A 25546-nucleotide genomic window follows, 5' to 3' on the forward strand; every position below is an offset into this window, starting at 1 on the left:
CTTTTGCTTTTACAAAGATTCATTATGCCGTACCCAAAGATTCGCCTTGCCTATCGCGTAATTATCGACAACTCATCAACTTCAGCATGGGAAAGGTATATATCTGAAGATACGTATCGCGAATGCCGGCTACAGAATGTGCTTGGCTCTACGTTTTTGCCTTCAGTAAATTACAAGTTCAACATTATCAATTCTGATATTACCGATAGCTCTAAACACAAAATAGGAATAACACTATATTCACCATTGCTTACCTACCTTGGCATTATAAACAACTGTTACCTCGTATCTTTAGAAACACAGGTAAAAGAAGGCTACGAAGCCCTTATGTTTGCAGTGCAACCACAACTTTCGATTTGTTATTATGAAGATGGTCAAATTAACGATTTAGAAAAGCAGCCCATATTATAAAACTATACCTTTGCCATAAAAATCAACAAACTCTATGGAATTATTCATTTACATTTTTGCAGCTCTTTTTTCAGTGATCAACCCGCTTGGCGCGATACCTATCTTTGTTGGACTCACCCAGGACGATAGTCTGGCCGAACGCTCCCGCATTTCATTCTGGACTGCTGTAAATGTTTTCATAATCCTTCTTATTTCATTTTTCATAGGCCAGTACGTACTTGCTTTTTTTGGTATTAGCATTGACGCCCTGCGTATAGCCGGAGGCTTTATCATTGTAAATTCAGGATTCTCTCTTTTAACGGGCAAATTCAAAAAGACGCGTGGCGTAAATAAAAAAGTAGAGAACGATGCACAAAAAAGAAATGACATTGCACTGACTCCTCTTGCCATACCAATGCTGGCAGGACCGGGATCCATATCATTATTAATCGCCTTGTATCAGGATTACACAGCAATCGAACAAAAAATCATTGCCTGCCTTGCCATGGCCGCTGTAGCACTAGTTATCTTTCTGATGCTGCGTAGCGCCCATTACCTTTCGAGAATACTGGGGGCATCAGGCATTGTAGCCATTTCAAGGATAATAGGCTTTATAGTTATTGCCATTGGAGTACAGTATATCAGCAGCTCTGTAGTAAACATCCTTAAGACAATCCCATTTAATTAAAAAAGAAAAAGCTGTATTCCTTGAGGAATACAGCTTTCTAAACAAAATAACAAACAAACTCTAACCTGACACCTTTATTCTTAATCAGCAAATCCTACAGCTACTGTATTATTTGACTGTGTATCTATTAGTATAAAACTACCGTTTAACCTGTTTTGGCTAAAGGAATCCAGAAAAACCGGATTTGATGTTCTTAACTGTACTTTAGCAATATCATTCAGCTTTAAATTACTGGCTTCAGCAATAGCTGAAGGATTCTCCGGAGGTATTACACCTTCAATTTGCTGTAATTTACAGGCCACAGTACGCGTTCCCGCCTGAAGCAAATACTTACCGGAAGCTGTAGCCTGCTTTTCATCCATCCATACTAAAGTAGCAGCAATATCTTTATTAAGTAGCTTTTCATCTGTCGATTTTACCAGCATAGAGCCACGACTGATATCTATCTCATCTTTTAAACGCAATTGAATCGATTCACCAGTATTTGCCTCACTAAGCGTATCTGTAAACTTCCTTATCTCAGTTACTTCGCTTTTTTGACCTGAAGGCAATACAGTAACGGAATCACCCACTGCAATCCCTCCGCTTATTATTCTTCCTGCATACGCCCTGTAATCGGTAAATTCAGTATTCTGAACATGTAACACCTGTTGAACATCTAACCTGAAATCATCTGTGTTTATACCGTTCGGTATAATCTCATGAAGTACTTCAGACAAGGTCTTCCCTGTATACCAACCGGTATATTTTGAAGTTTCCACCACATTATCTCCCTTTAATGAACTTATCGGCAGTATGTGAATTACAGGCTTATATTCAAACTGGGCCGCCATCTTATTAATGTCTGAGGCTATGGAAAGAAATACATCTTCGCTATAATCTGCCAGATCCATTTTATTGATACAGAAGATTACATTTTCAAGGCGTAACAGGCAACTGATAAAATAATGCCTGTAGGTTTGCTCCAGCAAACCTTTACGCGCATCAATAAGAATAATAGACACCTCTGAATTCGATGCCCCTGTAACCATGTTACGTGTATATTCAATATGCCCGGGACTATCGGCAATTATAAATTTTCGTTCTGTTGAAGAAAAATAAATATGCGCCACATCAATAGTAATCCCCTGCTCACGCTCGGCAATAAGCCCATCAGTTATAACCGAAAAATCAAGATCTTCCAGTCCTTTCTCTTTGGTCTTTCTTTCTATAAGTTCAATCTGTTCTTTGGTAAGCGCATTGCTGTCATTCAAAAAGCGGCCAATAAGCGTACTTTTACCATCGTCTACACTACCGGCAGTATTAATTCGTAATAAATCCATAATTAAAAATACCCTCCTTTCTTTCTTTGCTCCAGTGCCGCTTCAGATCGTTTATCATCTATTCGGGCACCTCTTTCAGAAGACTTAGAGGCTTTGTTTTCATACATAATATCGGGAATCGTTGATGCTTCAGATAAAAAAGCTGCAGTACAGGTCATATCTCCTACTGTACGGAAACGGACAACGGTATCAACAATTTCGTCGCTATCTACAAGGTTCAGATATTCCGAATGCGCCAGATAAGCACCATCCCTTTTAACCAACTTACGCTGATGTGCAAAATAAATAGAAGGCAATCCAATACCCTCCTGAGCTATATAACTCCAAACATCTTCTTCTGTCCAGTTACTTATAGGAAACGCCCTCACATTCTCTCCAAAATGAATCTTTCCATTCAGGATATTAAATAATTCAGGTCGCTGTTTTTTAGCGTCCCATTGTCCAAAATCATCACGAACGGAGAAAATACGTTCCTTTGCCCTCGATTTTTCCTCATCACGACGTGCACCTCCCATACAGGCATCAAAACCAAACTCTTCAATAGCATCCAGTAAGGTAACGGTTTGAAGTGCATTACGACTAGCATGCTTTCCTGTTTCTTCCTGAACTTTTTTCTGATCAATACTATCCTGAACGTAGCGAACAATAAGTTCTACTCCCAGCTCTTTAACCAACTGATCCCTGAATTCTATAGTTTCAGGAAAATTATGTCCTGTATCGATGTGCAGGAATGGAAAAGGTATCTTAGACGGATAAAAAGCTTTTTGTGCAAGCCTGGCCAGCGTTATAGAATCTTTCCCTCCAGAGAAGAGTAGCACCGGTTTTTGAAACTGTGCCACTACCTCACGAATTATATAAATGCTCTCGTCTTCGAGCGTTTTTAAATGTGATTGTATATAATGAGTCATTTATCAATAGTTTTTATCAGAGTGTATATGTAATCCACATTCTTTTTTTCCATTTTCCCACCACCAGCGTCCTGCCCTAAAATCTTCACCCTCAAGAAGCGCACGGGTACAAGGCGCACAGCCTATACTCAGATAGCCTTTTCTATACAGGCTGTTAACAGGTATATTATTAGCCTCTACCTCAGCTTCTACATCTTTTAATGAATAGTGCAACAATGGATTGTACTTAACCAAACCGTTAGTATCATCCCATTCAAGAAATTGCATATCCTCCCTGTTTTGCGATTGTTCAGCACGAAGCCCGGTTATCCACAACGAGGCTCCTTTAATCGCATTTTGCAACGGCTTTACCTTACGGATACGGCAGCATTCTTTACGGTTATCAACACTATCATAAAAGCCATTAATACCATGATGATTCACATAAGTGGCAATATCTCCCTGCTCTGGAAAAAAAGTACTTATGGTAAGCTGTGGATATTTATCCTGCGTCCGCTGAAACACCTCATAAGTCTCGTTAAACTGCCTGCCGGTATCAAGGGTAAACACTTCAACATCCTTTGCCAATGGAGCCACGTAATGCGTCAGCAACTGGTCTTCAATCCCAAAAGAGGTAGAGAACACTTTTTTGCCTTCTACTGCACTAACTACAAAGACCAAAGCTTCAGCCACCGTCAATCCAATAAGTTCATTATTCAGATACTGTAATCTTTCCTTCTCCATCTTTACGTGTTATTCTGGCCCAGGCTCTTTCATGCAAAAAATATAGGAGGCATTTAGAAAATACTTCAAAACCACCTATCGAAACTGCAACTTTAGCGTTACCGGTTAATATATATGAAATGATCATAGTATCTATTGTTCCCACTATACGCCATGTAACTGCCTTAATGGCAGATATCTTAGGACTATCCTTTAGTGAGAAATTCTTTTTACCACTTAGTATATCAATCATAGTGTCTCCTGAAATTATATTTTTCCAAATATACTATTACTCTATAGATATTATAGAGTAATAAGGTAAAAAAAAGCGCTACAATAATGTTAAATCATGTAACGATTTCTGTTGCAATATATTAAGAGTAGAATCACGCACGTCTGCCATAAACCTGTGGAGAGAACATTTATCCTCATGAGGACAATCATCACATTTTTCATAATAGTTAAGGCTAACACATGGCAGCATAGCAATAGGACCATCCAGAACACGGATAAGCGTAGCCGCGGAAACAGTTTTAGGATCTTTCATAAGATAATATCCTCCACCCTTTCCTTTCTTAGAACCAAGAATGCCAAATTTCTTAAGGTCCAGCAAAATGGCCTCAAGGAATTTTTTAGGAATCTGTTCTTTTTCAGAAATATCAGATATGAGCACAGGCGCTGTTCCACCTTGCTTAGCAATGTAGATCAGCGCTTTTAACCCATATTTAGTTTTTTTTGAAAGCATATTATTGTTTAAGAAGGAATACTTCAGCCATCATGCAGCGAGCGCTTCCGCCTCCGCAAGCCTCAATGGTATCAAGGTTAGCGCTAAGTATTTCTGTATGTTTCTCAATTTTGGTAATCTGGTCTTTAGTAAGAACCTGCTTAGCGGCTTCACTCATTACAAGATAACTTTTTCCGTCAACTCCTTTAACCTGAAGCATGTTTCCTGCAAAGTTATTAAGTTGCTCCTCCGTAAGCAAAATAACTTCTTTACCATCTTCTTTCAGGTTTTCAAGAACCATCTTACGCTCTTTTTTATCATCGATGCAATCAGCACATATAACGGCAAATGTTTCGCCAATACACATCATTACATTCGTATGATAAATAAGCTTACGATCACCATTAACTGTTTGGTACGCTTCGAAAATTATAGGAGTATATTCAAAATCTTCACAATACTCTATCAACAGTTCTTCATCAGCACGTGGAGATAAAGCGCAATACGCTTTGTGATTAGCCCTGTCAAGAACAATACTTCCTGTACCTTCAAGAAAAATATCATCATCTTCTGCCGAAGTATAATCTACAATATTCTCAATAACAAAGCCCTGGTCTTCCAGCATATCCAGAATATCTTCACGGCGCTCACTACGACGATTCTCAGCAAACATAGGGTATAATGCCACATCCCCATTTTCATGAAATGACACCCAGTTATTAGGAAAAATAGAATCCGGTGTATCGGTATCTGTACTATCGTTTACCACAATAACATTTACACCTGCTGCTTTCAGCTTTTCAGCAAAAGCATCAAATTCTTGTTGCGCTTTAGCATTAACCGTTTCGGGCAAAAGCTTATCTACAACTTTTTGGTAATAATTGTTTACAGCCGTTTGCTCATTCATCCTGAATGCCACCGGGCGTATCATTAATATAGTATCGGTAATCTGTCTCATTGTATTAAAATTAATCCCTTATAAGGGGTAAAGTAGAACACCTTAGCAAACCTTCCTGTTTGGCAATTTCAGCATAAGGCACTTCTTCAACAGTAAAGCCTCTTTCCAAAAGCCAGTTTTTTAATCTTGTAAAGTTTCTCTCTACAACAACAACATCCTTATCAATAGAGAAAAAATTAGATGTCATGTTATACATTTCTTCCCTGTCTATATGAAACAGGTTATCCATACCAAACAAGTCTACAAGATACAAATAATCTGCCTCTTCTCTAAATCCACTTTTATAAATCACACCTTTATCTTCACCTACAGGCTGAAAGCAGCAATCAAGATGCAAGGCATTGTCGCGTGGCTCTATCCTCGACTTAACAAGGTCAAACTCTTTTACAATCTTGTTTGGAAAAAGCTCTTTAATATAATTAACACCCTGCATATTGGTACGGGCTGTTATAAAATCTTTGTAATCGCTCCCTTTGTAGGTGCCGATGAAAATATGATTATTCCAGGGCATTACATCGCCGCCTTCAATATGTACTTCATCCGGCGGACGCACCACCTTTTTAGGATCAATCTGATCAATCACATATTGAATAGCGTCAAGTTCACGCTCACGATCCGGAAGAATATTTGCTTTAATGAATATATCTTCAATCACAAAACCAATATCCCTACTGAATATCTGGTTATAATCTTTAATAATTTCCGGGCGATAAACTTTTATATCATATTTATCAAAAACTTTGGCAAGGGCATCCATTTCCTTTACCATATCCGGTTCTACAGGATAAGTTCCTGCTTTTATATGTTCTAATGATTTTGGGTCATAGGCCTCATGCTCCAGCGGAGTAGGCCCATTGCTCGTAGCCGTCCCTAATATTACGGCGCGAAGCCGCGAGGTTTCGTTTTTAACGTTGAGTTGCAACATGGCATATTTGGTTTTGCGCAAATATAGAAAATGAACTGCTCATTGTAAACTTTTCTATTAATATTGATAATTTATTTATCCATAAACTAAAGAATCTCTACTTGCTCCCATAAAAAAAGCTGCTCATTGAGCAGCTTTCTATATAAATAAGACGTATTATCTTTTTTCAACCGGAATAAAATCCCTAAGTGGAGAACCAGTATATACCTGACGCGGACGACCGATAGGTTCTTTGTTTACGCGCATTTCTTTCCACTGAGCGATCCAACCCGGAAGACGCCCAATTGCAAAAAGAACCGTAAACATTTCTGTAGGTATACCCATAGCCCTGTAGATGATTCCAGAATAGAAATCTACGTTAGGATATAGGTTTCTTGATTTGAAGTACTCATCCTGAAGCGCAGCTTCTTCAAGTCTTTTAGCGATTTGAAGTACCGGATCGTCAACACCAAGAGCAGCAAGAACTTCGTCAGCAGCTTTTTTGATAATCTTAGCTCTAGGGTCAAAGTTTTTGTAAACTCTGTGACCAAAGCCCATTAAACGGAACGGATCATCTTTATCTTTTGCTTTAGCAAGGTATTTATCAGCATCACCACCGTTAGCCTGAATTTCTTCAAGCATTTCAAGTACTGCCTGGTTAGCACCTCCGTGAAGCGGACCCCATAATGCAGATACACCTGCAGAGATAGAAGCGAATAGGCCTGCATGAGATGAACCTACCATTCTTACTGTAGATGTAGAACAGTTTTGTTCGTGGTCAGCGTGAAGGATGAATAATTTATCAAGCGCATTCACAACTGTTGGGCTTACAGAATAAGGACCTGTTGGAAGAGAGAACATCAGTTTCATGAAGTTATCTACATATCCAATAGTATTATCATAATAGTTTAGAGGATAACCCATTGCTTTTCTGTACGTCCATGTAGCAATAACAAGGAATTTACCCATTGTTTTGCATATAGCCTCATACATTTCTTTTTCGCTGGCAACATTAACCGATTTAGGGTTAAATGCTGTAAGTGCACTTGTTAATGAAGCAAGAACTCCCATTGGGTGGGCAGTTTTAGGAAAACCATCAATGATGTTTTTCATCTCTTCATTTACAAGAGTATATTTTCTAATATCATTTTCAAACTTTTCAAGCTGATCAGCTGTTGGAAGCTCACCAAAAATAAGAAGGTAAGAAACCTCAAGGAAGTGAGACTTCTCTGCAAGGTCTTCAATAGAATAACCTCTGTAACGAAGGATTCCCTGCTCACCATCTAAGAAAGTAATTTCACTTTTGCATGATCCTGAATTTTTATAACCCGGATCTATAGTTATAGCGCCTGTTAAGCCGCGTAGTTTATCGATATCAATAGCAGTCTCGTTCTCAGTTCCCACGATTACAGGAAACTCATATTTCTTGCCATCAATCTCTAATATTGCAGTATTTGACATGATTTGTAGTGTGAATTATTGTTTTGAAAAATATATTCCTGCGAATTTAATAAATTACAATTTATTTATAAAGAAAATTACTTATTAAAAACGTTAAATATGCCATTAAAAAACAAAAGTCAATACTTTGCAGCATTGACTTTTGATAAATATGTAAAATTTAAGGTCTTGCGACTATTCCTTAATCAGCTTTTCAACTTTACTGCCTTTATCGGTAGTTATCTTAACAAAGTAAATACCACTTTGCCTGCCTGTAAGGTCTAATTGTGCACTTACTGTATTTATTTGATTTATCTGTAACAACCTTCCTTGTAAATCATATAATTCTATGATATTGATCTCATTTTGAGACTGTACATTTACAACGTCTGCTGAAGGATTAGGATAAACCTTAATCGATTGGTCAATTACAGGATTATTTATACCAAGGATAGTTTCAAATGTGGTTACAGCTTCATTTGTAACAAGGGCGTAGTTGTAATCAAAAACAATATTAGCTCTATTCATTACCTGGTCACCTTCCTCAAGACTGGCAAGCGTTTTAACCCTGAAAACAATAGTACCCTGAGCAGCTGCACCTAGATTGATATCGTCGAACATGAATGTAACAAGATTACCAATACGTGTAACATCTACTGCATGCGAGCTATTAATTACTTCAAATGAATTCACATCAAATTTTGTATCATCAATTTCCTGTGTAACCACTACAAATGTGGCAGCCGCATTACCTGTGTTTTCAAAATTTACTTCATAGTTAAGATACTTGCCTATGTTCTCTACAGGTTCTTCATCTCCCTCCATGCAAATAATATTGTTAGGATCTAATGACCCTACTACTAAAGACTGTGCTTCATATGTATTATCACCAGGATTTACATCATTACCCTGCACGCCTATAACTGCATCAAAAGTCAGGATATCATCAATATTTACGGCAGGAGTTTCTGTAGGAGAATTTACATTTAGCTTAATTGTATAGCTACGGCTTTCAAATGGTTTAAGGTTACTGTATCCCCATGTAACTGTACCCGGCGCCACTGTGGGTGCCTGAGGTGTAGTTAATACATAATCAAGCACGTTATCATCATAATTAAAAGTTACTGTTCCGTTAGTAACTGTATTACCATTATTTCTTATATAAACATGGCAGTAGGTATCAAAACCCGGCATAGAGAATCCTGCACTTAAAGTAACAGTAACATCGTCTACCACACCATTTGGTGCAATACAAAAATCCTGAACAAAAGATTCATTGTCTATTGAAGCAAAAGTAACCGATGCATTTGCAGGAATACTTGCAAATAAAGTACCGTTATATGTTGCTTCTATAGTATAAGTACCCGCTTTCACAAATGCAATGTATTCTCCATTTTGGTTTGTGTATTTAATTTTTTCGTTTGTCCCGTCAGAAATTTTCACCGGATAATAACCAGGAGATGTATCAGCATCTGTACAACCGTTGCCATTAAGATCCAGCCTTATTTTTCCCGAAATAGCGTTGTAAACCTGTCCGGGAACATATTCGCAAGTTGTACTCATGTATGGCGGTAAAATTTGGTTCGATTCAAAATATGGCAGCATGACATCATCTTCATCTTCATCAATGCAAAGCATTAAAAGGCTTGGAAGGTTGCTTAAATCACACTCCATAGGATGAGGAAGAATGCTACCATTATGAATATTTATTTTTGTTAATAAAGGATTATCATTAACCCTAAACCATTCAAGACTTGGTATTTGGCTCAAATTAAGCTCTGTTAGCAGTGTATTACTGCAATATACCTCTCGAATTGCAGGAAGATCGTGTAGATCCAGATAAGACAAAGGATTGTCATCGCAATAAATTGATCCTAATGCATTTAATCCTGAAACACTCAAAGAATGAATATTACTTTCCATACAGTCAAAATATTCAAGATTAGTGAAGCCAGAAAGATTAACCGAAACGATATTATTTCCTCTAACCTGCAGCGATTTAAGATTTGTAAAATCTTCAAGTCCGCTTAAAGATACTACACCAGCATTATTTACATTTAGATAGTATACAAGATCCGCCTCACTTTGATCGATCTCACCATCCGCATTTACATCAAGAATTATACTTTGATTACCTGTACCAATAGCTACAAAATTAGAAGTGTTTGCACTTAAAAGCTTATTTTTTAAATTGGCATCTTGAATAGAAATAATTTGCGCACTGGCAGCTACACCTAACAGCATGCATGCCGAAAGTAAAATTTTCTTCATGGTTTAAGTAATTAATTAGTTTATAGTTTAGTTTAAGTTTTCTGTTACCATGTTACAGCATGGCAATAAAAAAAGGCCAATACATTAGTATTGACCTTTATATAACAATTAATTATTCTTATTCCCTAATCAGTTTTTCAACTTTCATTCCTTTTTCTGTAATTATTTTTACAAAGTAAATTCCTGCAGCCCTTTCTGACACATCAAGCACAGCATTATCTTCATTATTAAAGCCTGCTTCCAGTTGTCTTCCCTGAATATCATACAGGTATATTATTTTGATTGTTGTATCAGCCTCAATTTTCACAATCCCTTTTGACGGATTCGGATATAGCTTAACCGAATTATCCATTTCAAAATCACCTGCACTTAGTACTGCAAATGTAGTATTGGCATCATTGGTTTGAACCGGTGCATTATAGTCATAGAACACCCGTGCAGTACTTGTAACAGTAGCACCTGAGGTAAGGTTAAATTTGCTTTTTTGCTTAAATAATATATTACCGTGATCTGCCGCATTCATATTAGCATTTTCAATCCTGAAAGTTATCCTATTACCTGCAACACGGCTTGTTGTAGTTGCCGAACTATTAACCAGTCTTAATGAAGCAATATCAAACTGATCAGTATCAACATCCATTTCTACTACTACAAAATTGGCTGTTTGAGTACCTGTATTTTCAAAATTAACCACATAATGAAGATATTCACCAATAGCATCAGGAGAAACAACATCACCTTCAATACATGTAATAGTATTAGACGACAAATTGCCTACAACAGGCTGATTGAAATAAAAAGCATTATCTCCCGGCATATCGTCAGACCCCGGATTGATTGTCATCTCAAATTCTAACACATCACCTACATTTACCGGCGTTGTATCAGTCGGACTGTTAACATTAAGCTCCATTATTATCTCTCTACATTCAAAAGGCTTTAAGCCAGTATAATTCCACGTGTAAGTGTCAGTACCAATAACATCAATAAAAGGACTGGCATAAACATAACTAAATCGTTCACTATCCCACAAACAGGTAACATTTCCAGAGGCTACAGTTTGGTTACCCTTGTTCTTATAGATCATTTTATATATAGCATTCATACCCGGCTGAGCATCTGTAAGAGGGGCTATTACCACTTCAACATCCGGATGATTGGCAGCAGTTTTATGAACACATATATCTCTGACCATTTCAGCACCATCAACTACTGTAAAATTCGCACCTGCCACAACCGACGAAGTAAAGTACTCATTTTCAAAAACCGGAGTTATATGGTACTCTCCAAGCCCTACGTAAAAAATAAAGCTACCATCAGCTTTGGTAAAAATTTCATCTTCATAATTTTCTGTCCCTCCGGTTACCTTTAATCGCAATGAAGGTATCGCATAATCATCTACATCAGAACAATAACCATTATTATTCCCATCAAATTTCACCACACCTGTAATTCGGTTATATACACCTCCAGGAGCATAAGAGCAATAAGAATTCACTTGGGTTGTTGCTGAAAGTGACGAATACCCCTGAATGGTTGCAACCTGAAATTCATCAGCACATATATATTCAAGCGTTGGATTAGTACTCCAGTTGGCAGCGTCAAAAGCTTCATCTGCCCCGTTTTTAATAAAAAGGGTTACAAGATCATTATTTGCAAATGAAAGGTATGACAATTCTGTATTGCTGCTTACATCAAGAGAACCAAGATTATTATCATTACATGCTAACGACTCCAGATAACCTAAACCTGTAAGCTCAAGAACAGATAGTTGATTTACACCACAATCAAGAATTTCAAGATGATCCAGCCCATTAATAAGTAATGAAGTCAATTGATTGTTTGAACAGTTTATTTCTCTAAGATCTGTCAAAGAGGTCAGAGAGAGACTTCCATTAATTACATTGTTGCTGCAGTTAAGCACTCTCATATCTATAAAATATTCTATCCCTGTAAGAGAGTTTATATTAGAACCCGAAACATTTAGCTCTCTTACATCTTCTGCCTCTGCCACAGTAATAATACCGTCCTCATCTGCATCTATTGCAATTGAGTCTCCTCCACTATCTTTAGCAATATTGTTAGTAGGACTTGAAGCCAAAAGCTTAGCCATAAAATTAGCATCCGGTACAACAATTGCCTGAGCACCTGCATGACAAGTAACTAATAGTAATAAATAGAGAATTATTTTTTTCATTGCAAAGTGTTTAGCTTTTGTTTTGACGTCAAATATAATTTTTTCAAGCTATTTCAGCCTTTTGATTTAGAATTCGCCAAAGCTGATTTAGTATTCGCATTAAAGTGATTTCAGTAATTCCTGCAAACGCTCTTTCTTTCGTTGCGATATGGGTAAATGACTGTTATCTCCCATTACTGCATAGCCGCCATCTTTCTTGATATACGATTTTAAATAAGACAGGTTTATAAGGTGCGACTGATGTATCCTTTCGAATCCATGTTCAGACAACATATCTTCATATTCCTTAAGTGTTTTAGCAATCAGAACAGGCTTATTATCTTTTATATAAAATTTAGTATAGTTATCCTGAGACTCCAGACGAATGATATCACTCACTTCAAAAAGATGAATACCATCTGAAGTAGAAAGCGCTATCCTTTTAAACTTATCTACCTTTTTTCTGATGTTTTCCAGAAGTAAGTCGATATGAGCATAGTTGTCATTCGTATTAAGTACTTTTTTTATTTTATCTATTACTTTACTAAGATCATCAGGATCTACCGGTTTTAACAAATAATCAAGTGCACTGAAACGAAATGCCTTTAAAGCATATTCTTCATGAGCTGTAATAAACACTACGTGTGATGTCAGGCTCCCTGCTTTTTGCTGAAACTGTTCTAAGATGTCAAATCCGGTTCCATCACCTAATTGGATATCCAGAAATATAACATCCGGACGGTGCTGCTCAATCGCGGCAATACCGGATTTCACACTATCAGCCTCACCTACAATACGAATATCAGGAGCATACATAGCAAGCAGCGCCTTCATACCCTCCCTAAGGTTATTATCGTCGTCTATTAATAAAGCATTAATCATATTTTTGATCAGATGAGAATTGTATAGGTAAATGTAAGATAATTTTTGTTCCTGAAGGCTGTCCATCCTCCCCTATAAGTTCGTTTATTTCCACCTTGGCACTCTTTGCTGTCACTGCCTGAATTACTTCCAATCGCTTACGGGTTATTTCCAGAGCCATGGATTTATGAACTGTTACTAAATTTTCTTTGAGTTCTTTCGACTTATTTATTCCTATTCCATTATCAGTAACAGTACAAATTAATTTTTCCCCAGCAATATTAAAATCAACCTGAATAAACCCTCCCTTTTTAGGAACCAGCCCATGAATTATTGCATTTTCAACAAATGGCTGAAGTAATAGAGGCGGAAGTGCCATATCATCTTCGATAGCAGAATCTTTAGTTATCGAAAAGTCAAATATCTTATTAAACCTTAACTGTTCAAGCTCGAGATAATTTTGAAGACTTTCAATCTCCTTGTCTATAGGTATAAGTGACTCCTTCGAATACTCAAGAGTCAGACGCATCAGCTTCGAGAATTTTGCCAGGTATTTAATCGCCGATTCTTTGCCATTCTGAACTATAAAGCTGGAAATAGAGCCAAGACAATTGAACACAAAATGAGGATTCATTTGTAAATGCAATGCTTTTTGCTCATACTCGGCCAGATCTCGCTGCAACGTTAATGTTTTTTTTAACTGCAACCTATTGTAAATTAGAAAAGCAATACCAAAAAGCAACAATATAAACAAAGCTGTAAATAACATTTGAAGTTTATGTCTTTTAGCTTCTTCTTTATATATAAGCTGCTTTTTTTCATTTTCTGTTTTCTGCAACGCTTCTTTACGTTCAAATTCATAGTTCATTTCTTCACGAACCATGCTTTTAATATTTTCACTGTCATTAATGCTTTCTTTGGCAGCACTATATTTTTTATAATGCTTTAATGCTTCTGGAGCATTACCCATTTTCTCATAAACTTCACTTAATATTTTTTCAGACTCTTTAACCTGTTCGGGCACTCCTATTTGCTCAGCCAGTGCTGATGACCTTTCAAGATATTTTATAGCTTCTTTATTTTTACCCTCAAAAGCATACAAACTGCCCAAATAACCTAATGAAGCAGATGCGCCATATTCTTCTCCTATCTGTTGAAACAACTCTAGTGCAAGTATGTAATACGCTTCTGCATTATCCGGAATGTTTCTCTTTTTATAATAATTCCCCAAGTTATTGTACAATTCGGCCATCCCACGATAGTTAGCATGTTTTTTGAATATAGATTCCGCATCCTTAAAAGAAGCGAAGGCCTTACTGTCTTCATTTTTTGCAAGATATATTTTACCTATGTTGGTAATTGTTATGGCAGCAGAATTATCACCAATTTTCTTTTGTATCCACAATGCTTTATTGAAATATTCAAGAGCTTTACTGTACTCTTTTTGTATCTCATAGAGATTACCAATGTTATTATAAACCGCAACTACAACATCGTCTTTTTTTATTTCCCTATAAAGCTTTAATGCTCTAAAATAATACTCCAGTGCTTTGGCATAATTATTTTGCTCAGAACAAACAATACCTATGCTTCCATAAGTGGCAGCAAGTGCGTTTTTTATTTCTAAAACATTTTCTTTCCCGGGAGCTTTTACTAATTCCTCATACAGCAGTTGTGTATTAGTAAAATCTTTAAGGGCTTCAGCATAATTACTTTGTAAAATATTAGCTGTACCAACATTAAACCATGAATAAGCCATGCGCCTTTTCAGTTTTTTTTCTTCCGAAAGGGTAAGTGCCTTTCGGGAATACTCCATCATTTTAGCAGGTTCATTTTCATATTGCTCAGCAATAGCATTAAGAACATCTATTTTTAATGAGTCCGATGATGTTTTCTTTAATTCAGTAAACAGGCTGTCCAATGCTTTTGTCTGTGACATTGCACCCTCACTAAAAAGAAGCATTAAACCAGTTAAAATTAGAATCCTGAAAATATTCATAGAGTGTATATATAAAACAAATTTATAATTTCATTCTTATTTAAAATCCAACTGTTTAGAATTTGAAGCCTGTCATTTAGAATTTGCAATGGTTTTAGCGTTATCAATTTATAAAAAAAAGAGGCTATCTTATTCAGATAGCCTCAAATTTATAGCGTATAAACTATTATTGTTTTACTTTAAATGCTTTTTCACCCGGAAAGTAAGCAACTTCAGCAAGCTCCTCTTCAATCCTAAGTAATTGGTTGTATTTAGCCATACGGTCACTACGCGAAGCAGAACCTGTTTTAATCTGACCACAGTTAAGAGCAACTGCAAGATCTGCAATAGTGTTATCTTCAGTCTCTCCTGAACGGTGTGACATAACAGAAGTATAACCTGCGTTATGTGCCATGTTTACAGCAGCGATAGTTTCAGTAAGCGTACCAATCTGGTTAACTTTCACAAGGATTGAGTTAGCAGTACTTGTTTCGATACCTTTAGCAAGACGCTCAACGTTAGTAACAAATAAATCGTCACCTACAAGCTGAACTTTATCACCAATTTTCTCTGTAAGGTATTTCCAACCTTCCCAGTCATTCTCCTGCATACCATCTTCAATAGAGATGATTGGGTATTTATTAGCAAGCTCAGCAAGATAGTCTGCCTGTTCCTGAGAAGTTCTTACTTTACCTGTAGCACCTTCAAATTTAGTATAGTCGTATTTACCGTTTACATAGAACTCAGACGCTGCACAGTCAAGCGCAAGCTTAACATCTCCTCCAAAAGTATAACCGGCATTTTCGATAGCTTTTTTAATTGTTTCGATAGCATCTTCAGTACCACCTTCAAAATTAGGTGCGAAACCTCCTTCATCACCCACAGCAGTACTAAGACCTCTGTCATGAAGTACTTTTTTAAGGTTATGAAATACCTCAGTACCAATCTGCATAGCGTGAGTAAAGCTTGTAGCTTTAACAGGCATGATCATAAACTCCTGGAATGCGATAGGCGCATCAGAGTGAGAACCACCATTGATGATGTTCATCATAGGAACAGGAAGTGTATTAGCCGAAACACCACCTATGTAACGGTATAATGGTAACCCTAATTCATTAGCCGCAGCTTTAGCTACAGCCAGAGAAACACCAAGGATAGCATTAGCACCAAGATTAGATTTATTAGCAGTACCGTCAAGAGCGATCATCGCTTTGTCAATAGCGTTTTGTTCAAATACAGACATACCAACGATTTCTCCGGCAATTGCAGTATTTACATTTTCAACAGCTTTAGAAACTCCTTTACCCATGTAGGCTTTACCACCGTCACGCAATTCAACAGCTTCATGCTCACCTGTAGATGCTCCCGAAGGCACCGCTGCTCTTCCAAGGATTCCGTTTTCTGTAATTACATCTACTTCTACAGTAGGATTTCCGCGTGAATCAAGTATCTGTCTAGCGTGTACTTTAATAATAATGCTCATTATATAGTTTTTTGTTTGTTATTTATTTTTTGTGAAACCTAACAAATTTAAACATTTTGCGAGACTGAAAAAGGCCATTTTCAAAAACTTATAAACGCAAACGATTTAGCTTCATAGGTTTATATACAAATCAGCTTCAGTACCGCCAAAAAACAAATTTGGGCTAATAAATATTAGCCCAAATCGTATTAGTTTTTACTTTTTTCTATGTTAGCAATGAACTGATCAAACAGATAGCTTGCATCGTGTGGTCCCGGGCTAGCCTCAGGGTGGTATTGAACAGAGAAGCAGTTTTTGCTCTTCATACGCATACCCGCAACAGTACCGTCATTAATATGTTCATGCGTTATTTCAAAGTCAGGATGTTTTTCAAGTTCTTCCCTTACAACTGCAAAACCGTGGTTTTGAGATGTAATTTCACCATGACCCGTCATTAGGTTTTTAACCGGATGGTTAATCCCTCTGTGCCCGTTAAACATCTTATATGTCGGAATGCCATTTGCAAGCGCTAATACCTGGTGTCCAAGACAGATGCCAAATACAGGCTCATCATTAGCTAATATATTCCTTGCTGTTTCTTGAGCTGAATAAAGCGGATCCGGATCGCCGGGACCGTTTGAAAGGAAGAAACCATCAGGGTTAAAAGTTTTCATATCCTCATAAGTTGCATCATAAGGGAATACTTTAATGTAGCAATCTCTTTTCGCCAGGTTTCTAAGAATGTTCTTCTTAATTCCAAGATCAAGTGCCGAAATTTTGTATTTAGCATCAGGATTCCCAACAAAGTAAGGCTCTTTAGTAGAGACTTTAGAAGAAAGCTCAAGCCCTTTCATGTCCGGAACGCCTGCCAATTGTTTTTTCAGGTCTTCAAGAGAAGTACCATCAGTAGATATAACAGCGTTCATAGCACCATTATCACGAATATAGCTTACAAGTGCTCTTGTATCAACATCCGATATGGCAACTAAATTTTGCTCAGTAAAATAATCCAAAAGGCTCTTATCAGAGTTCACCCTTGATGGATTAAAACTGAAATTTTTACACACAAGGCCTGAAATCATAATTTTTTCAGCCTCAATTTCCTCAGCATTTGTACCGTAATTACCAATATGAGCGTTAGACGCTACCATTATCTGCCCAAAATAAGAAGGGTCAGTAAATATCTCCTGGTAACCGGTCATTCCGGTGTTAAAGCATACTTCTCCAAATGTAGTTCCTTCGATACCTATAGATTTACCATAAAACACAGTACCGTCAGCTAAAAGGAGGATTGCCTGATTTCGATTTGAATATTTCATTTACGCGTTGTTATTTTCTTCTCGGGTGCAAATTTACTTCAAAAAATTGGCTTTCTAAAACGTTCAGCTTATTTGCTTTATATAAAACGTTCAAGTAGACCAAAAAAAAAGGACAAACTCTAAAGTTTATCCTTTTTTGTATTATTGAAAAATCACTATCATGATTATTCAGTAGCTTCTTTGTTCTCTTCTGTTTCAACAGCTGGTGCAGCAGGAGCCTCAGCAACAGGAGCAGCAACGTCTGCTTTTTTAGCAGTACGGCTTCTACGAGTTGTTTTCTTAGCTTCTTTCTTAGTAGCGTTGTACAGTTCGTTAAAGTCTACAAGCTCAATCATCGCCATATCAGCGTTGTCACCAAGACGGTTACCAAGCTTAATGATACGAGTATATCCACCCGGACGATCACCAACTTTAGCAGCTACTTCCCTGAAAAGTTCAGTAACAGCATATTTGTTGCGAAGGTAAGCGAATACGATACGTCTGTTGTGAGTTGTATCTTCTTTCGATTTAGTAACTAGAGGCTCAATATATTGTTTAAGCGCTTTAGCTTTGGCAACAGTCGTATTGATACGCTTGTGCTCTATAAGTGAGCAAGCCATGTTAGCAAGCATAGATCTTCTATGCCCTGCCTGCCTGCTTAAATGATTTACTTTTTTTCCGTGTCTCATTGCTGTTGTAATTTAAACCCAGAGGGTTCAGATTATTCTTTATCTAATTTATATTTCGTTAAGTCCATTCCGAAGTGTAAATTTTTAGAAGCAACAAGCTCATCAAGCTCAGTTAACGATTTCTTACCAAAATTACGGAATTTCATTAAGTCATTTTTGTTGAACGATACCAAGTCGCCTAACGTATCAACTTCAGCCGCTTTTAAACAATTTAATGCTCTTACAGAAAGATCCATATCAACAAGCTTCGTCTTAAGAAGTTGTCTCATATGTAATGACTCTTCGTCATAAGATTCTGTTTGTGCAATTTCATCGGCCTCAAGTGTTATTCTTTCATCAGAGAACAGCATAAAGTGGTGAATCAGTGTTTTTGCTGCCTCAGTAAGCGCTTCTTTAGGATGAATAGAACCATCTGTGATGATTTCAAAAACCAGCTTTTCGTAATCTGTTTTCTGCTCAACACGGAAGTTTTCTATTGCATACTTAACATTCTTTACCGGAGTAAAGATTGAATCAGTAAAAATAGTTCCTATTGCTGCGTTTTGCTTTTTGTTCTCTTCTGCAGGCACATAACCTCTACCTTTCTCGATAGTAAGCTCAAGGTTGATGTTAATTTTGCTATCCATATTACAGATAACAAAATCAGGGTTTAATACCTGGAATCCTGAAATAAATTTCTGGAAATCACCAGCTGTAAGCTGATCCTTTCCTGTGAAAGATATAGAAACTGATTCGTTATCAATGTCTTCAATCTGACGTTTAAAACGAACTTGTTTAAGGTTCAGTATTATCTCTGTTACATCTTCAACTACCCCTGCTATTGTAGAGAACTCATGGTCAACTCCTTCAATTCGAACTGAAGTAATTGCATAACCTTCTAATGAAGAAAGCAAAACTCTTCTAAGTGCGTTACCAACTGTCAGTCCATATCCCGGTTCCAAAGGTCTAAATTCAAATTTACCTTGGAAATCGGTAGAATCGATCATGATAACTTTATCGGGCTTTTGAAAATTAAATATTGCCATATTTTCGACTAATGTCAATTATTATTTGTTATACAACTCTACGATTAGTTGTTCTTTGATGTTTTCCGGGATTTGAATCCTGGCAGGTACTGAAACAAAAGTACCTTCTTTTGTATCGTTGTTCCAAGTGATCCACTCATAAACGTGAGCAGAATTAGATAAAGAACGCTCGATTGCATCAAGAGATTTTGATTTCTCGCGTACAGCAACTTTATCTCCCGCTTTTAGGTGATAAGAAGGAATATTTACCAACTCTCCATTAACGGTAATGTGTCTGTGAGAAACGATTTGTCTAGCAGCCCTTCTTGAAGGAGCAATACCCATCCTGAATACTACGTTGTCAAGTCTAGCTTCACAAAGTTGTAGAAGGATCTCACCAGTTACACCTTTAGATGCAGCAGCTTTTTCGTACAGGTTTCTGAATTGTTTTTCAAGAACTCCGTAAGTGTACTTAGCTTTTTGCTTTTCCATTAGCTGAACAGCATATTCAGATTTTTTACCTCTCTTTTTGGCTAAACCATGTTGCCCTGGAGGGTAATTTCTTTTTTCGAAGGCTTTATCATCTCCGAAGATCGCCTCACCGAATTTACGGGCGATTTTAGTTTTTGGACCAGTATATCTTGCCATTTCTAAAAATTAATAAACAGGGGATTATGAATTCAGGTCGTATCCTCCGATAATCCTTGATCCTGTTTTGATTATACTATAAAATTATACTCTTCTTCTTTTTGGAGGACGACAACCATTGTGTGGTAGTGGAGTTACGTCAACGATTTCTGTAACTTCAATACCTCCATTGTGAAGAGACCTGATAGCAGATTCTCTACCATTTCCAGGACCCTTAACGTAAACTTTCACTTTCTTAAGACCAGCCTCAAGAGCTACTTTACTACAATCTTCTGCTGCCATCTGAGCTGCATACGGAGTGTTCTTTTTAGAACCTCTGAAGCCCATTTTACCTGCAGATGACCAAGAAATAACTTCACCTTTTTTGTTAGTCAAAGAAATGATGATGTTATTAAAAGTAGCACTGATATGAGCTTCACCTGTAGATTCTACAATAACTTTACGTTTTTTTGTATTCGCTTTAGCCATACTACTTATTATTTAGTTGCTTTTTTCTTGTTAGCAACAGTTTTTCTCTTACCTTTTCTAGTTCTTGAGTTGTTCTTAGTACGTTGACCACGTAGTGGAAGACCAGCTCTGTGACGGATACCTCTGTAGCATCCGATATCCATTAAACGTTTGATGTTTAATGAAATCTCAGAACGAAGCTCACCTTCGATTTTGAAATAAGATACTGCCTCACGAATTGCACTGATTTCATCATCATTCCAATCCTGAACTTTTTTATCTTCGCTAACGTTAGCTTTTCCAAGTATCTCTTCAGCCCTGCTTCTACCAATTCCGAAGATATAAGTTAAAGCAATAACTCCTCTTTTGTTTTTAGGTATGTCTACACCTGCAATTCTTGCCATAATTATCCTTGTCTTTGTTTAAATCTAGGATTCTTTTTGTTAATAACATATAATCTGCCTTTTCTACGCACAATGATGCACTCGGCACTTCTTTTCTTAACTGATGCTCTTACTTTCATTTTATAATAGCTTTAGTATCTATAAGTAATTCTTGCTTTGGACAAATCGTAAGGGCTCATTTCCAGTTTCACCTTATCACCCGGAAGTAATTTGATGTAATGCATACGCATCTTTCCTGAAATGTGAGCAATTACTACGTGCCCGTTTTCTAATTCAACACGGAACATGGCATTGGACAATGCCTCTATTATCGATCCGTCTTGTTCTATTGCTGATTGTTTTGCCATAAAAATTGTTAAGCTACTGCTTTTCTATTCTTACCACTTTTCATCAAACCGTCATAATGCTTATTCAATAGATAAGAATTTATCTGTTGAATAGTATCGATCGCAACCCCGACCATAATTAACAGCGATGTACCACCATAAAATAACGCCCACTGTTGCTGAACTCCAAAGTTAAACACTATAGCCGGGAACACAGCCAGTAGTGCAAGGAACAATGAGCCAGGGAAAGTGATCAACGACATAATCTTATCAAGGTAGTCTCCGGTTTCAACACCCGGTCTAACACCAGGTATAAAACCACCACTTCTCTTAAGGTCGTCAGCCATCTTATTAGTAGGCACCGTAATCGCGGTGTAAAAGTACGTAAAAATTATAATTAATAAAGCAAAAACTACATTGTACGCCAAACCGAACACATTCTGAAATTGAGAAGTGATGGTTGCGGCCGCATCAGACTTGGAAAGTCCTGCTAATGCTGCAGGTATGAACATAATAGCCTGAGCGAAGATTATAGGCATAACTCCCGAAGCGTTTAGCTTTAACGGTATCCATTGCCTATTTCCGTCTAACATATCTTGTTCAAAATCGCCAGATGCTGTACGTCTCGCATACTGTACAGGTATTTTTCTCACCGCCATAACCATAAGGATACATGCAATGATAATCATTAACCATACAGCAACTTCAAGAAGTAATTTCAAAGGCCCACCATTGTTTTCAGTAACTACCGAGGTAAACTCCTGAATGAAAGCCTGTGGCATTCTTGCGATGATACCCACTAATATTAGTAGTGAAATACCATTACCGATTCCTTTATCTGTAATTTTCTCACCAAGCCACATCGCGAAGATGGTACCTGTAGCAAGAATAACAACAGAAGAGAAAAGAAATGCAAAAGATGTAGAAGGCATCATAAATGCTTCTGCAGGAAGGGTTCTGTAAAGGTTATAGATATAACCAGGACCCTGAACAAGAGTGATAACGATAGTTAACCAACGCGTAATCTGGTTGATTTTCTTTCTTCCGCTTTCACCTTCTTTTTGCAGTTTCTGAAGATAAGGTATAGCAATACCCATTAGCTGTACAACAATAGAAGCAGAAATGTAAGGCATTATACCCAATGCAAATACAGATGCCTGCGAAAACGCACCACCTGTAAATACATCGATAAGCCAGCCAATACCTCCCTGGGTTTGATCTGTTAATTTGTTTAATTGTGTAGCATCAATACCGGGTAGCGTTACATGTGCACCAAAACGGTACACTAGTAACAATCCCAAAGTAACTAAAATTCTGTTTTTTAGTTCTTCTATTTTCCAGACATTGGCAAACGCTTCGAAAAATTTCTTCATATGAATTATAAAGATTATAAAGTTACAGCTTCTCCACCAGCAGCTTCGATAGCAGCCTTAGCAGTCGCAGTAAATTTGTGAGCAGTTACTTTTAGTTTTGCTTTAAGCTCTCCTCTTCCTAATATCTTTACCATTTCATTTTTAGTAGCTAAGCGGTTTTCTACTAATACTGCAAAATCTACAGTATCTGTAACAATTCCGTTATCTACTAGAGCTTGAAGCGTGTCAAGGTTTACACCTTCATATTCCTTACGGTTAATGTTTTTGAAACCAAACTTAGGAACACGTCTTTGTAATGGCATCTGACCACCCTCAAAACCTATTTTCTTAGAATAACCAGAGCGAGATTTAGCTCCTTTGTGACCACGTGCAGCAGTACCACCTTTTCCAGAACCCTCTCCTCTACCTACTCTTTTGTTTTTATTGTGAACTGAACCTTCTGCAGGCTGTAAGTTACTTAAATCCATGAGTGTATTTTGTTAGTTAGCTTCTTCAACAGAAACTAAGTGTTTAACTTTATTTACCATTCCAAGGATAGCAGGAGTTGCATCGTGCTCAACAACCTGACCTAGTTTACGAAGGCCAAGCGACTCAAGAGTCCTTTTTTGAGTTTCAGGACAGTTGATTTTGCTCTTTACTTGTTTTACTTTTATTTTTCCCATGATTTCCTTGTGAATTATCCTTTGAATACTTTTTCTAATGATACACCTCTCTGTTTTGCAACAGTAGCAGCACTTCTCATTTGAAGTAAAGCATCAAAAGTAGCTTTAACAACATTGTGAGGGTTAGATGATCCCTGAGATTTTGATAGTACGTCGTGGATACCAACTGACTCAAGTACTGAACGAACAGCACCACCGGCAATAACTCCGGTACCGTGAGAAGCAGGCATTAAAAGTACACGTGCACCACCAAATTTACCTTTTTGCTCGTGAGGAACAGACTGGCCTGAAAGTGGAATTCTTACAAGGCTTTTCTTTGCATCCTCAACAGCTTTAGCAATAGCCTCAGAAACGTCTTTAGATTTACCAAGACCGTGACCTACTACTCCATTCTCGTCACCTACAACTACAATAGCAGAAAAACCAAAAGCTCTACCACCCTTTGTAACTTTAGTAACACGATTTACAGCAACCAGACGATCTTTAAGTTCAAGACCGCTTGGTTTTACAAGTTCTACGTTTTTATAATTATGATACATAATTTCTTAGAATTTTAGTCCGGCTTCTCTTGCGCCTTCAGCTAATGATTTAACACGTCCGTGGTAAAGGTATCCACCTCTGTCAAAAGAGATAGTATCAATACCAGCTTTTAAAGCTTTCTCTGCAATTGCTTTTCCAACAGCTGCAGCAGTTTCAATGTTAGTACCTTTAGTGATACCTGCATCTCTTGAAGAGGCAGCCGCAAGGGTTACACCGTTAACGTCGTCTATGATTTGAGCATAGATCTCTTTATTGCTCCTGAATACAGAAAGTCTAGGTTGAGCAGCAGTTCCGCTTACAATCTTTCTGATCCTGAACTTAATTCTTTGTCTTCTTTCAGATTTGTTTAATGACATAGTCTTAGATTTTAAGATTTATTAAGCTGATTTACCTGCTTTTCTTCTTAGTACTTCACCTACAAACTTAACTCCTTTTCCTTTGTATGGTTCAGGTTTACGGAAAGAACGGATCTTTGCAGCAACCTGGCCTAAAAGTTGTTTATCATGAGAAGCTAGTTTGATGATAGGGTTTTTACCCTTTTCTGATACAGTCTCAACAGTTACTTCAGGTACAACCTCAAGAACGATGTTGTGAGAGAAACCTAGAGCGATATCCAGTTTTTGACCCTGGTTAGAAGCTCTGTAACCTACTCCAACAAGCTCAAGCTCTTTTGTGAAGCCTTCATTCACTCCAACAATCATGTTGTTGATAAGTGCTCTGTATAAACCGTGTTTAGATCTTTCATCTTTATGATCAGAAGATCTTTCAACTAAAACCTGACCCTCTTCGATTTTCACAGTAACATCTGAGAAATCTTGTGTAAGCTGGCCTTTTTTACCTTTAACTGATACAACGTTGCCGTTTACTTCTACAGTAACACCAGCAGGTATTGTAATTGGATTTTTACCTATTCTTGACATCGTATAAGTCTTTTTATTAGTATACGTAACAAATTACCTCACCACCAACATTAAGCTGTTTCGCCTGCTTGCCAGTCATAAGACCTTTTGAAGTAGAAACGATAGCTATCCCTAATCCGTTAAGGATTCTTGGAAGGTTATCAGCACCTGCATATTTACGTAAACCTGGTTTACTAATTCTTTGGATATCTTTAATTACAGACTCTTTAGTGTCTTTGTCATACTTAAGAGCGATTTTGATGGTACCTTGAACAGCATTGTCATCAAATTTGTAGCTAAGGATATAGCCCTGATCAAATAAAATCTTTGTGATTTCTTTTTTAAGGTTAGAAGCAGGGATTTCAACCACTTTGTGGTTAGCTCTAACTGCATTCCTGATTCTTGTTAAGAAATCAGCGATTGGATCTGTATACATATTTAGTAATTTGCGGTAACGGTTTTCGGCCTGTTA

At 37.3% G+C, this 25546-nt stretch carries 30 protein-coding genes; 2 read left to right on the top strand and 28 right to left on the bottom strand.

Annotated features, from left to right (window positions below):
* The first annotated feature begins 24 nt into the window (after nt 1-24).
* A complete protein-coding gene (locus DEU42_RS06265) occupies nt 25-411 on the top strand; it encodes a hypothetical protein (protein ID WP_114757430.1) in 387 nt (128 codons plus the stop codon).
* A 34-nt stretch (nt 412-445) separates the two neighbouring features.
* Nucleotides 446-1078: a MarC family NAAT transporter gene (locus tag DEU42_RS06270; RefSeq protein WP_114757431.1), complete on the top strand. Its 633-nt coding sequence runs from the start codon at nt 446-448 to the stop codon at nt 1076-1078.
* 80 nt (nt 1079-1158) lie between these two features.
* Here DEU42_RS06270 and DEU42_RS06275 read toward each other — a convergent pair whose 3' ends face one another.
* From DEU42_RS06275 to rpsH, 28 genes are all read right to left on the bottom strand, one after another.
* The gene (locus DEU42_RS06275) at nt 1159-2400 is read right to left on the bottom strand and encodes a sulfate adenylyltransferase subunit 1 (protein WP_114757432.1); all 1242 of its coding nucleotides are present in this window, start codon (nt 2398-2400) and stop codon (nt 1159-1161) included.
* A 2-nt stretch (nt 2401-2402) separates the two neighbouring features.
* On the bottom strand, nt 2403-3308 hold the full coding sequence (gene cysD / locus DEU42_RS06280; protein WP_410501018.1) for a sulfate adenylyltransferase subunit CysD: 906 nt from the start codon (nt 3306-3308) through the stop codon (nt 2403-2405).
* Nucleotides 3309-3311: 3 nt separating this feature from the next.
* Nucleotides 3312-4031, bottom strand: a complete 720-nt coding sequence (locus DEU42_RS06285) for a phosphoadenylyl-sulfate reductase (RefSeq protein WP_114757433.1) — start codon at nt 4029-4031, stop codon at nt 3312-3314.
* Nucleotides 4000-4263, bottom strand: coding sequence for a DUF2061 domain-containing protein (locus DEU42_RS06290; RefSeq protein ID WP_114757434.1), 264 nt, complete (start codon nt 4261-4263; stop codon nt 4000-4002). The genes DEU42_RS06285 and DEU42_RS06290 overlap by 32 nt, the downstream gene beginning before the upstream one ends.
* Before the next feature lie 78 nt (nt 4264-4341).
* Nucleotides 4342-4755 carry an RrF2 family transcriptional regulator gene (locus DEU42_RS06295; protein WP_114757435.1) on the bottom strand — a complete coding sequence of 138 codons (414 nt, stop codon included), beginning with the start codon at nt 4753-4755 and terminating at the stop codon, nt 4342-4344.
* A 1-nt stretch (nt 4756) separates the two neighbouring features.
* Nucleotides 4757-5692 (bottom strand): citrulline utilization hydrolase CtlX, encoded by a 936-nt coding sequence (gene ctlX / locus DEU42_RS06300; RefSeq protein WP_114757436.1) that lies wholly within the window; start codon nt 5690-5692, stop codon nt 4757-4759.
* Nucleotides 5693-5702: 10 nt separating this feature from the next.
* The gene (locus DEU42_RS06305; RefSeq protein WP_114757437.1) at nt 5703-6617 is read right to left on the bottom strand and encodes a dimethylarginine dimethylaminohydrolase family protein; all 915 of its coding nucleotides are present in this window, start codon (nt 6615-6617) and stop codon (nt 5703-5705) included.
* 156 nt (nt 6618-6773) lie between these two features.
* Entirely contained in the window at nt 6774-8057 is a 1284-nt protein-coding gene (locus tag DEU42_RS06310) for a citrate synthase (protein WP_114757438.1), read from the bottom strand.
* 174 nt (nt 8058-8231) lie between these two features.
* A complete protein-coding gene (locus DEU42_RS06315; RefSeq protein WP_114757439.1) occupies nt 8232-10307 on the bottom strand; it encodes a T9SS type A sorting domain-containing protein in 2076 nt (691 codons plus the stop codon).
* 118 nt (nt 10308-10425) lie between these two features.
* Nucleotides 10426-12504, bottom strand: a complete 2079-nt coding sequence (locus DEU42_RS06320; RefSeq protein ID WP_114757440.1) for a T9SS type A sorting domain-containing protein — start codon at nt 12502-12504, stop codon at nt 10426-10428.
* 99 nt (nt 12505-12603) lie between these two features.
* Complete coding sequence (locus DEU42_RS06325; protein WP_114757441.1) at nt 12604-13365, bottom strand: LytR/AlgR family response regulator transcription factor; 762 nt, start codon at nt 13363-13365, stop codon at nt 12604-12606.
* Complete coding sequence (locus DEU42_RS06330) at nt 13358-15283, bottom strand: tetratricopeptide repeat protein (protein ID WP_158537857.1); 1926 nt, start codon at nt 15281-15283, stop codon at nt 13358-13360. Before DEU42_RS06330 ends, DEU42_RS06325 begins: the two co-directional genes overlap by 8 nt.
* Nucleotides 15284-15509: 226 nt before the next feature.
* Nucleotides 15510-16805: a phosphopyruvate hydratase gene (gene eno / locus DEU42_RS06335; RefSeq protein ID WP_114757443.1), complete on the bottom strand. Its 1296-nt coding sequence runs from the start codon at nt 16803-16805 to the stop codon at nt 15510-15512.
* Nucleotides 16806-16993: 188 nt separating this feature from the next.
* The gene (gene carA / locus DEU42_RS06340) at nt 16994-18103 is read right to left on the bottom strand and encodes a glutamine-hydrolyzing carbamoyl-phosphate synthase small subunit (protein WP_114757444.1); all 1110 of its coding nucleotides are present in this window, start codon (nt 18101-18103) and stop codon (nt 16994-16996) included.
* 164 nt (nt 18104-18267) lie between these two features.
* Complete coding sequence (gene rplQ / locus DEU42_RS06345) at nt 18268-18771, bottom strand: 50S ribosomal protein L17 (RefSeq protein WP_114757445.1); 504 nt, start codon at nt 18769-18771, stop codon at nt 18268-18270.
* A 32-nt stretch (nt 18772-18803) separates the two neighbouring features.
* Entirely contained in the window at nt 18804-19796 is a 993-nt protein-coding gene (locus DEU42_RS06350; protein WP_114757446.1) for a DNA-directed RNA polymerase subunit alpha, read from the bottom strand.
* 21 nt (nt 19797-19817) lie between these two features.
* Nucleotides 19818-20423: a 30S ribosomal protein S4 gene (rpsD, locus tag DEU42_RS06355; protein WP_114757447.1), complete on the bottom strand. Its 606-nt coding sequence runs from the start codon at nt 20421-20423 to the stop codon at nt 19818-19820.
* 84 nt (nt 20424-20507) lie between these two features.
* A complete protein-coding gene (rpsK, locus tag DEU42_RS06360) occupies nt 20508-20891 on the bottom strand; it encodes a 30S ribosomal protein S11 (RefSeq protein ID WP_114757448.1) in 384 nt (127 codons plus the stop codon).
* Nucleotides 20892-20899: 8 nt separating this feature from the next.
* Nucleotides 20900-21274 carry a 30S ribosomal protein S13 gene (rpsM, locus tag DEU42_RS06365; RefSeq protein ID WP_114757449.1) on the bottom strand — a complete coding sequence of 125 codons (375 nt, stop codon included), beginning with the start codon at nt 21272-21274 and terminating at the stop codon, nt 20900-20902.
* Between the two features lie 2 nt (nt 21275-21276).
* A complete protein-coding gene (gene ykgO / locus DEU42_RS06370) occupies nt 21277-21393 on the bottom strand; it encodes a type B 50S ribosomal protein L36 (protein WP_002987490.1) in 117 nt (38 codons plus the stop codon).
* Nucleotides 21394-21405: 12 nt separating this feature from the next.
* Nucleotides 21406-21621, bottom strand: a complete 216-nt coding sequence (gene infA, locus DEU42_RS06375; protein ID WP_026714631.1) for a translation initiation factor IF-1 — start codon at nt 21619-21621, stop codon at nt 21406-21408.
* An 8-nt stretch (nt 21622-21629) separates the two neighbouring features.
* Nucleotides 21630-22973 carry a preprotein translocase subunit SecY gene (gene secY / locus DEU42_RS06380; RefSeq protein ID WP_114757450.1) on the bottom strand — a complete coding sequence of 448 codons (1344 nt, stop codon included), beginning with the start codon at nt 22971-22973 and terminating at the stop codon, nt 21630-21632.
* Nucleotides 22974-22987: 14 nt separating this feature from the next.
* Nucleotides 22988-23440: a 50S ribosomal protein L15 gene (rplO, locus tag DEU42_RS06385; RefSeq protein WP_114757451.1), complete on the bottom strand. Its 453-nt coding sequence runs from the start codon at nt 23438-23440 to the stop codon at nt 22988-22990.
* Between the two features lie 12 nt (nt 23441-23452).
* Nucleotides 23453-23635, bottom strand: coding sequence for a 50S ribosomal protein L30 (gene rpmD / locus DEU42_RS06390; protein WP_114757452.1), 183 nt, complete (start codon nt 23633-23635; stop codon nt 23453-23455).
* Nucleotides 23636-23649: 14 nt separating this feature from the next.
* Nucleotides 23650-24174 carry a 30S ribosomal protein S5 gene (gene rpsE, locus DEU42_RS06395; protein WP_114757453.1) on the bottom strand — a complete coding sequence of 175 codons (525 nt, stop codon included), beginning with the start codon at nt 24172-24174 and terminating at the stop codon, nt 23650-23652.
* Between the two features lie 6 nt (nt 24175-24180).
* Nucleotides 24181-24531, bottom strand: coding sequence for a 50S ribosomal protein L18 (gene rplR / locus DEU42_RS06400; protein ID WP_114757454.1), 351 nt, complete (start codon nt 24529-24531; stop codon nt 24181-24183).
* A gap of 21 nt (nt 24532-24552) precedes the next feature.
* Nucleotides 24553-25095, bottom strand: coding sequence for a 50S ribosomal protein L6 (gene rplF / locus DEU42_RS06405; RefSeq protein ID WP_114757455.1), 543 nt, complete (start codon nt 25093-25095; stop codon nt 24553-24555).
* Between the two features lie 16 nt (nt 25096-25111).
* Complete coding sequence (gene rpsH, locus DEU42_RS06410; protein WP_114757456.1) at nt 25112-25510, bottom strand: 30S ribosomal protein S8; 399 nt, start codon at nt 25508-25510, stop codon at nt 25112-25114.
* Nucleotides 25511-25546: the final 36 nt, after the last annotated feature.

The sequence above is a fragment of the Flavobacterium sp. AG291 genome (assembly GCF_003350375.1).
Taxonomy (GTDB): domain Bacteria; phylum Bacteroidota; class Bacteroidia; order Flavobacteriales; family Flavobacteriaceae; genus Flavobacterium; species Flavobacterium suzhouense.

Bases quoted from the DNA above. Each gene is read 5' to 3' on its own strand.
- rplR (WP_114757454.1), bottom strand. From the start codon at position 24,531: ATGTCATTAAACAAATCTGAAAGAAGACAAAGAATTAAGTTCAGGATC.
- cysD (WP_410501018.1), bottom strand. From the start codon at position 3,308: ATGACTCATTATATACAATCACATTTAAAAACGCTCGAAGACGAGAGC.
- carA (WP_114757444.1), bottom strand. From the start codon at position 18,103: ATGAAATATTCAAATCGAAATCAGGCAATCCTCCTTTTAGCTGACGGT.
- rplO (WP_114757451.1), bottom strand. From the start codon at position 23,440: ATGGATTTAAGTAACTTACAGCCTGCAGAAGGTTCAGTTCACAATAAA.
- rpsE (WP_114757453.1), bottom strand. From the start codon at position 24,174: ATGTATCATAATTATAAAAACGTAGAACTTGTAAAACCAAGCGGTCTT.
- DEU42_RS06275 (WP_114757432.1), bottom strand. From the start codon at position 2,400: ATGGATTTATTACGAATTAATACTGCCGGTAGTGTAGACGATGGTAAA.
- rpsH (WP_114757456.1), bottom strand. From the start codon at position 25,510: ATGTATACAGATCCAATCGCTGATTTCTTAACAAGAATCAGGAATGCA.
- DEU42_RS06290 (WP_114757434.1), bottom strand. From the start codon at position 4,263: ATGATTGATATACTAAGTGGTAAAAAGAATTTCTCACTAAAGGATAGT.
- rpsM (WP_114757449.1), bottom strand. From the start codon at position 21,274: ATGGCAAGAATTGCAGGTGTAGACATACCTAAAAACAAAAGAGGAGTT.
- rplQ (WP_114757445.1), bottom strand. From the start codon at position 18,771: ATGAGACACGGAAAAAAAGTAAATCATTTAAGCAGGCAGGCAGGGCAT.
- DEU42_RS06295 (WP_114757435.1), bottom strand. From the start codon at position 4,755: ATGCTTTCAAAAAAAACTAAATATGGGTTAAAAGCGCTGATCTACATT.
- DEU42_RS06285 (WP_114757433.1), bottom strand. From the start codon at position 4,031: ATGGAGAAGGAAAGATTACAGTATCTGAATAATGAACTTATTGGATTG.
- rpsD (WP_114757447.1), bottom strand. From the start codon at position 20,423: ATGGCAAGATATACTGGTCCAAAAACTAAAATCGCCCGTAAATTCGGT.
- DEU42_RS06305 (WP_114757437.1), bottom strand. From the start codon at position 6,617: ATGTTGCAACTCAACGTTAAAAACGAAACCTCGCGGCTTCGCGCCGTA.
- DEU42_RS06320 (WP_114757440.1), bottom strand. From the start codon at position 12,504: ATGAAAAAAATAATTCTCTATTTATTACTATTAGTTACTTGTCATGCA.
- rplF (WP_114757455.1), bottom strand. From the start codon at position 25,095: ATGTCAAGAATAGGTAAAAATCCAATTACAATACCTGCTGGTGTTACT.
- ctlX (WP_114757436.1), bottom strand. From the start codon at position 5,692: ATGAGACAGATTACCGATACTATATTAATGATACGCCCGGTGGCATTC.
- ykgO (WP_002987490.1), bottom strand. From the start codon at position 21,393: ATGAAAGTAAGAGCATCAGTTAAGAAAAGAAGTGCCGAGTGCATCATT.
- DEU42_RS06330 (WP_158537857.1), bottom strand. From the start codon at position 15,283: ATGTCACAGACAAAAGCATTGGACAGCCTGTTTACTGAATTAAAGAAA.
- DEU42_RS06270 (WP_114757431.1), top strand. From the start codon at position 446: ATGGAATTATTCATTTACATTTTTGCAGCTCTTTTTTCAGTGATCAAC.
- secY (WP_114757450.1), bottom strand. From the start codon at position 22,973: ATGAAGAAATTTTTCGAAGCGTTTGCCAATGTCTGGAAAATAGAAGAA.
- DEU42_RS06315 (WP_114757439.1), bottom strand. From the start codon at position 10,307: ATGAAGAAAATTTTACTTTCGGCATGCATGCTGTTAGGTGTAGCTGCC.
- infA (WP_026714631.1), bottom strand. From the start codon at position 21,621: ATGGCAAAACAATCAGCAATAGAACAAGACGGATCGATAATAGAGGCA.
- rpsK (WP_114757448.1), bottom strand. From the start codon at position 20,891: ATGGCTAAAGCGAATACAAAAAAACGTAAAGTTATTGTAGAATCTACA.
- DEU42_RS06310 (WP_114757438.1), bottom strand. From the start codon at position 8,057: ATGTCAAATACTGCAATATTAGAGATTGATGGCAAGAAATATGAGTTT.
- DEU42_RS06265 (WP_114757430.1), top strand. From the start codon at position 25: ATGCCGTACCCAAAGATTCGCCTTGCCTATCGCGTAATTATCGACAAC.
- rpmD (WP_114757452.1), bottom strand. From the start codon at position 23,635: ATGGGAAAAATAAAAGTAAAACAAGTAAAGAGCAAAATCAACTGTCCT.
- eno (WP_114757443.1), bottom strand. From the start codon at position 16,805: ATGAGCATTATTATTAAAGTACACGCTAGACAGATACTTGATTCACGC.
- DEU42_RS06325 (WP_114757441.1), bottom strand. From the start codon at position 13,365: ATGATTAATGCTTTATTAATAGACGACGATAATAACCTTAGGGAGGGT.
- DEU42_RS06350 (WP_114757446.1), bottom strand. From the start codon at position 19,796: ATGGCAATATTTAATTTTCAAAAGCCCGATAAAGTTATCATGATCGAT.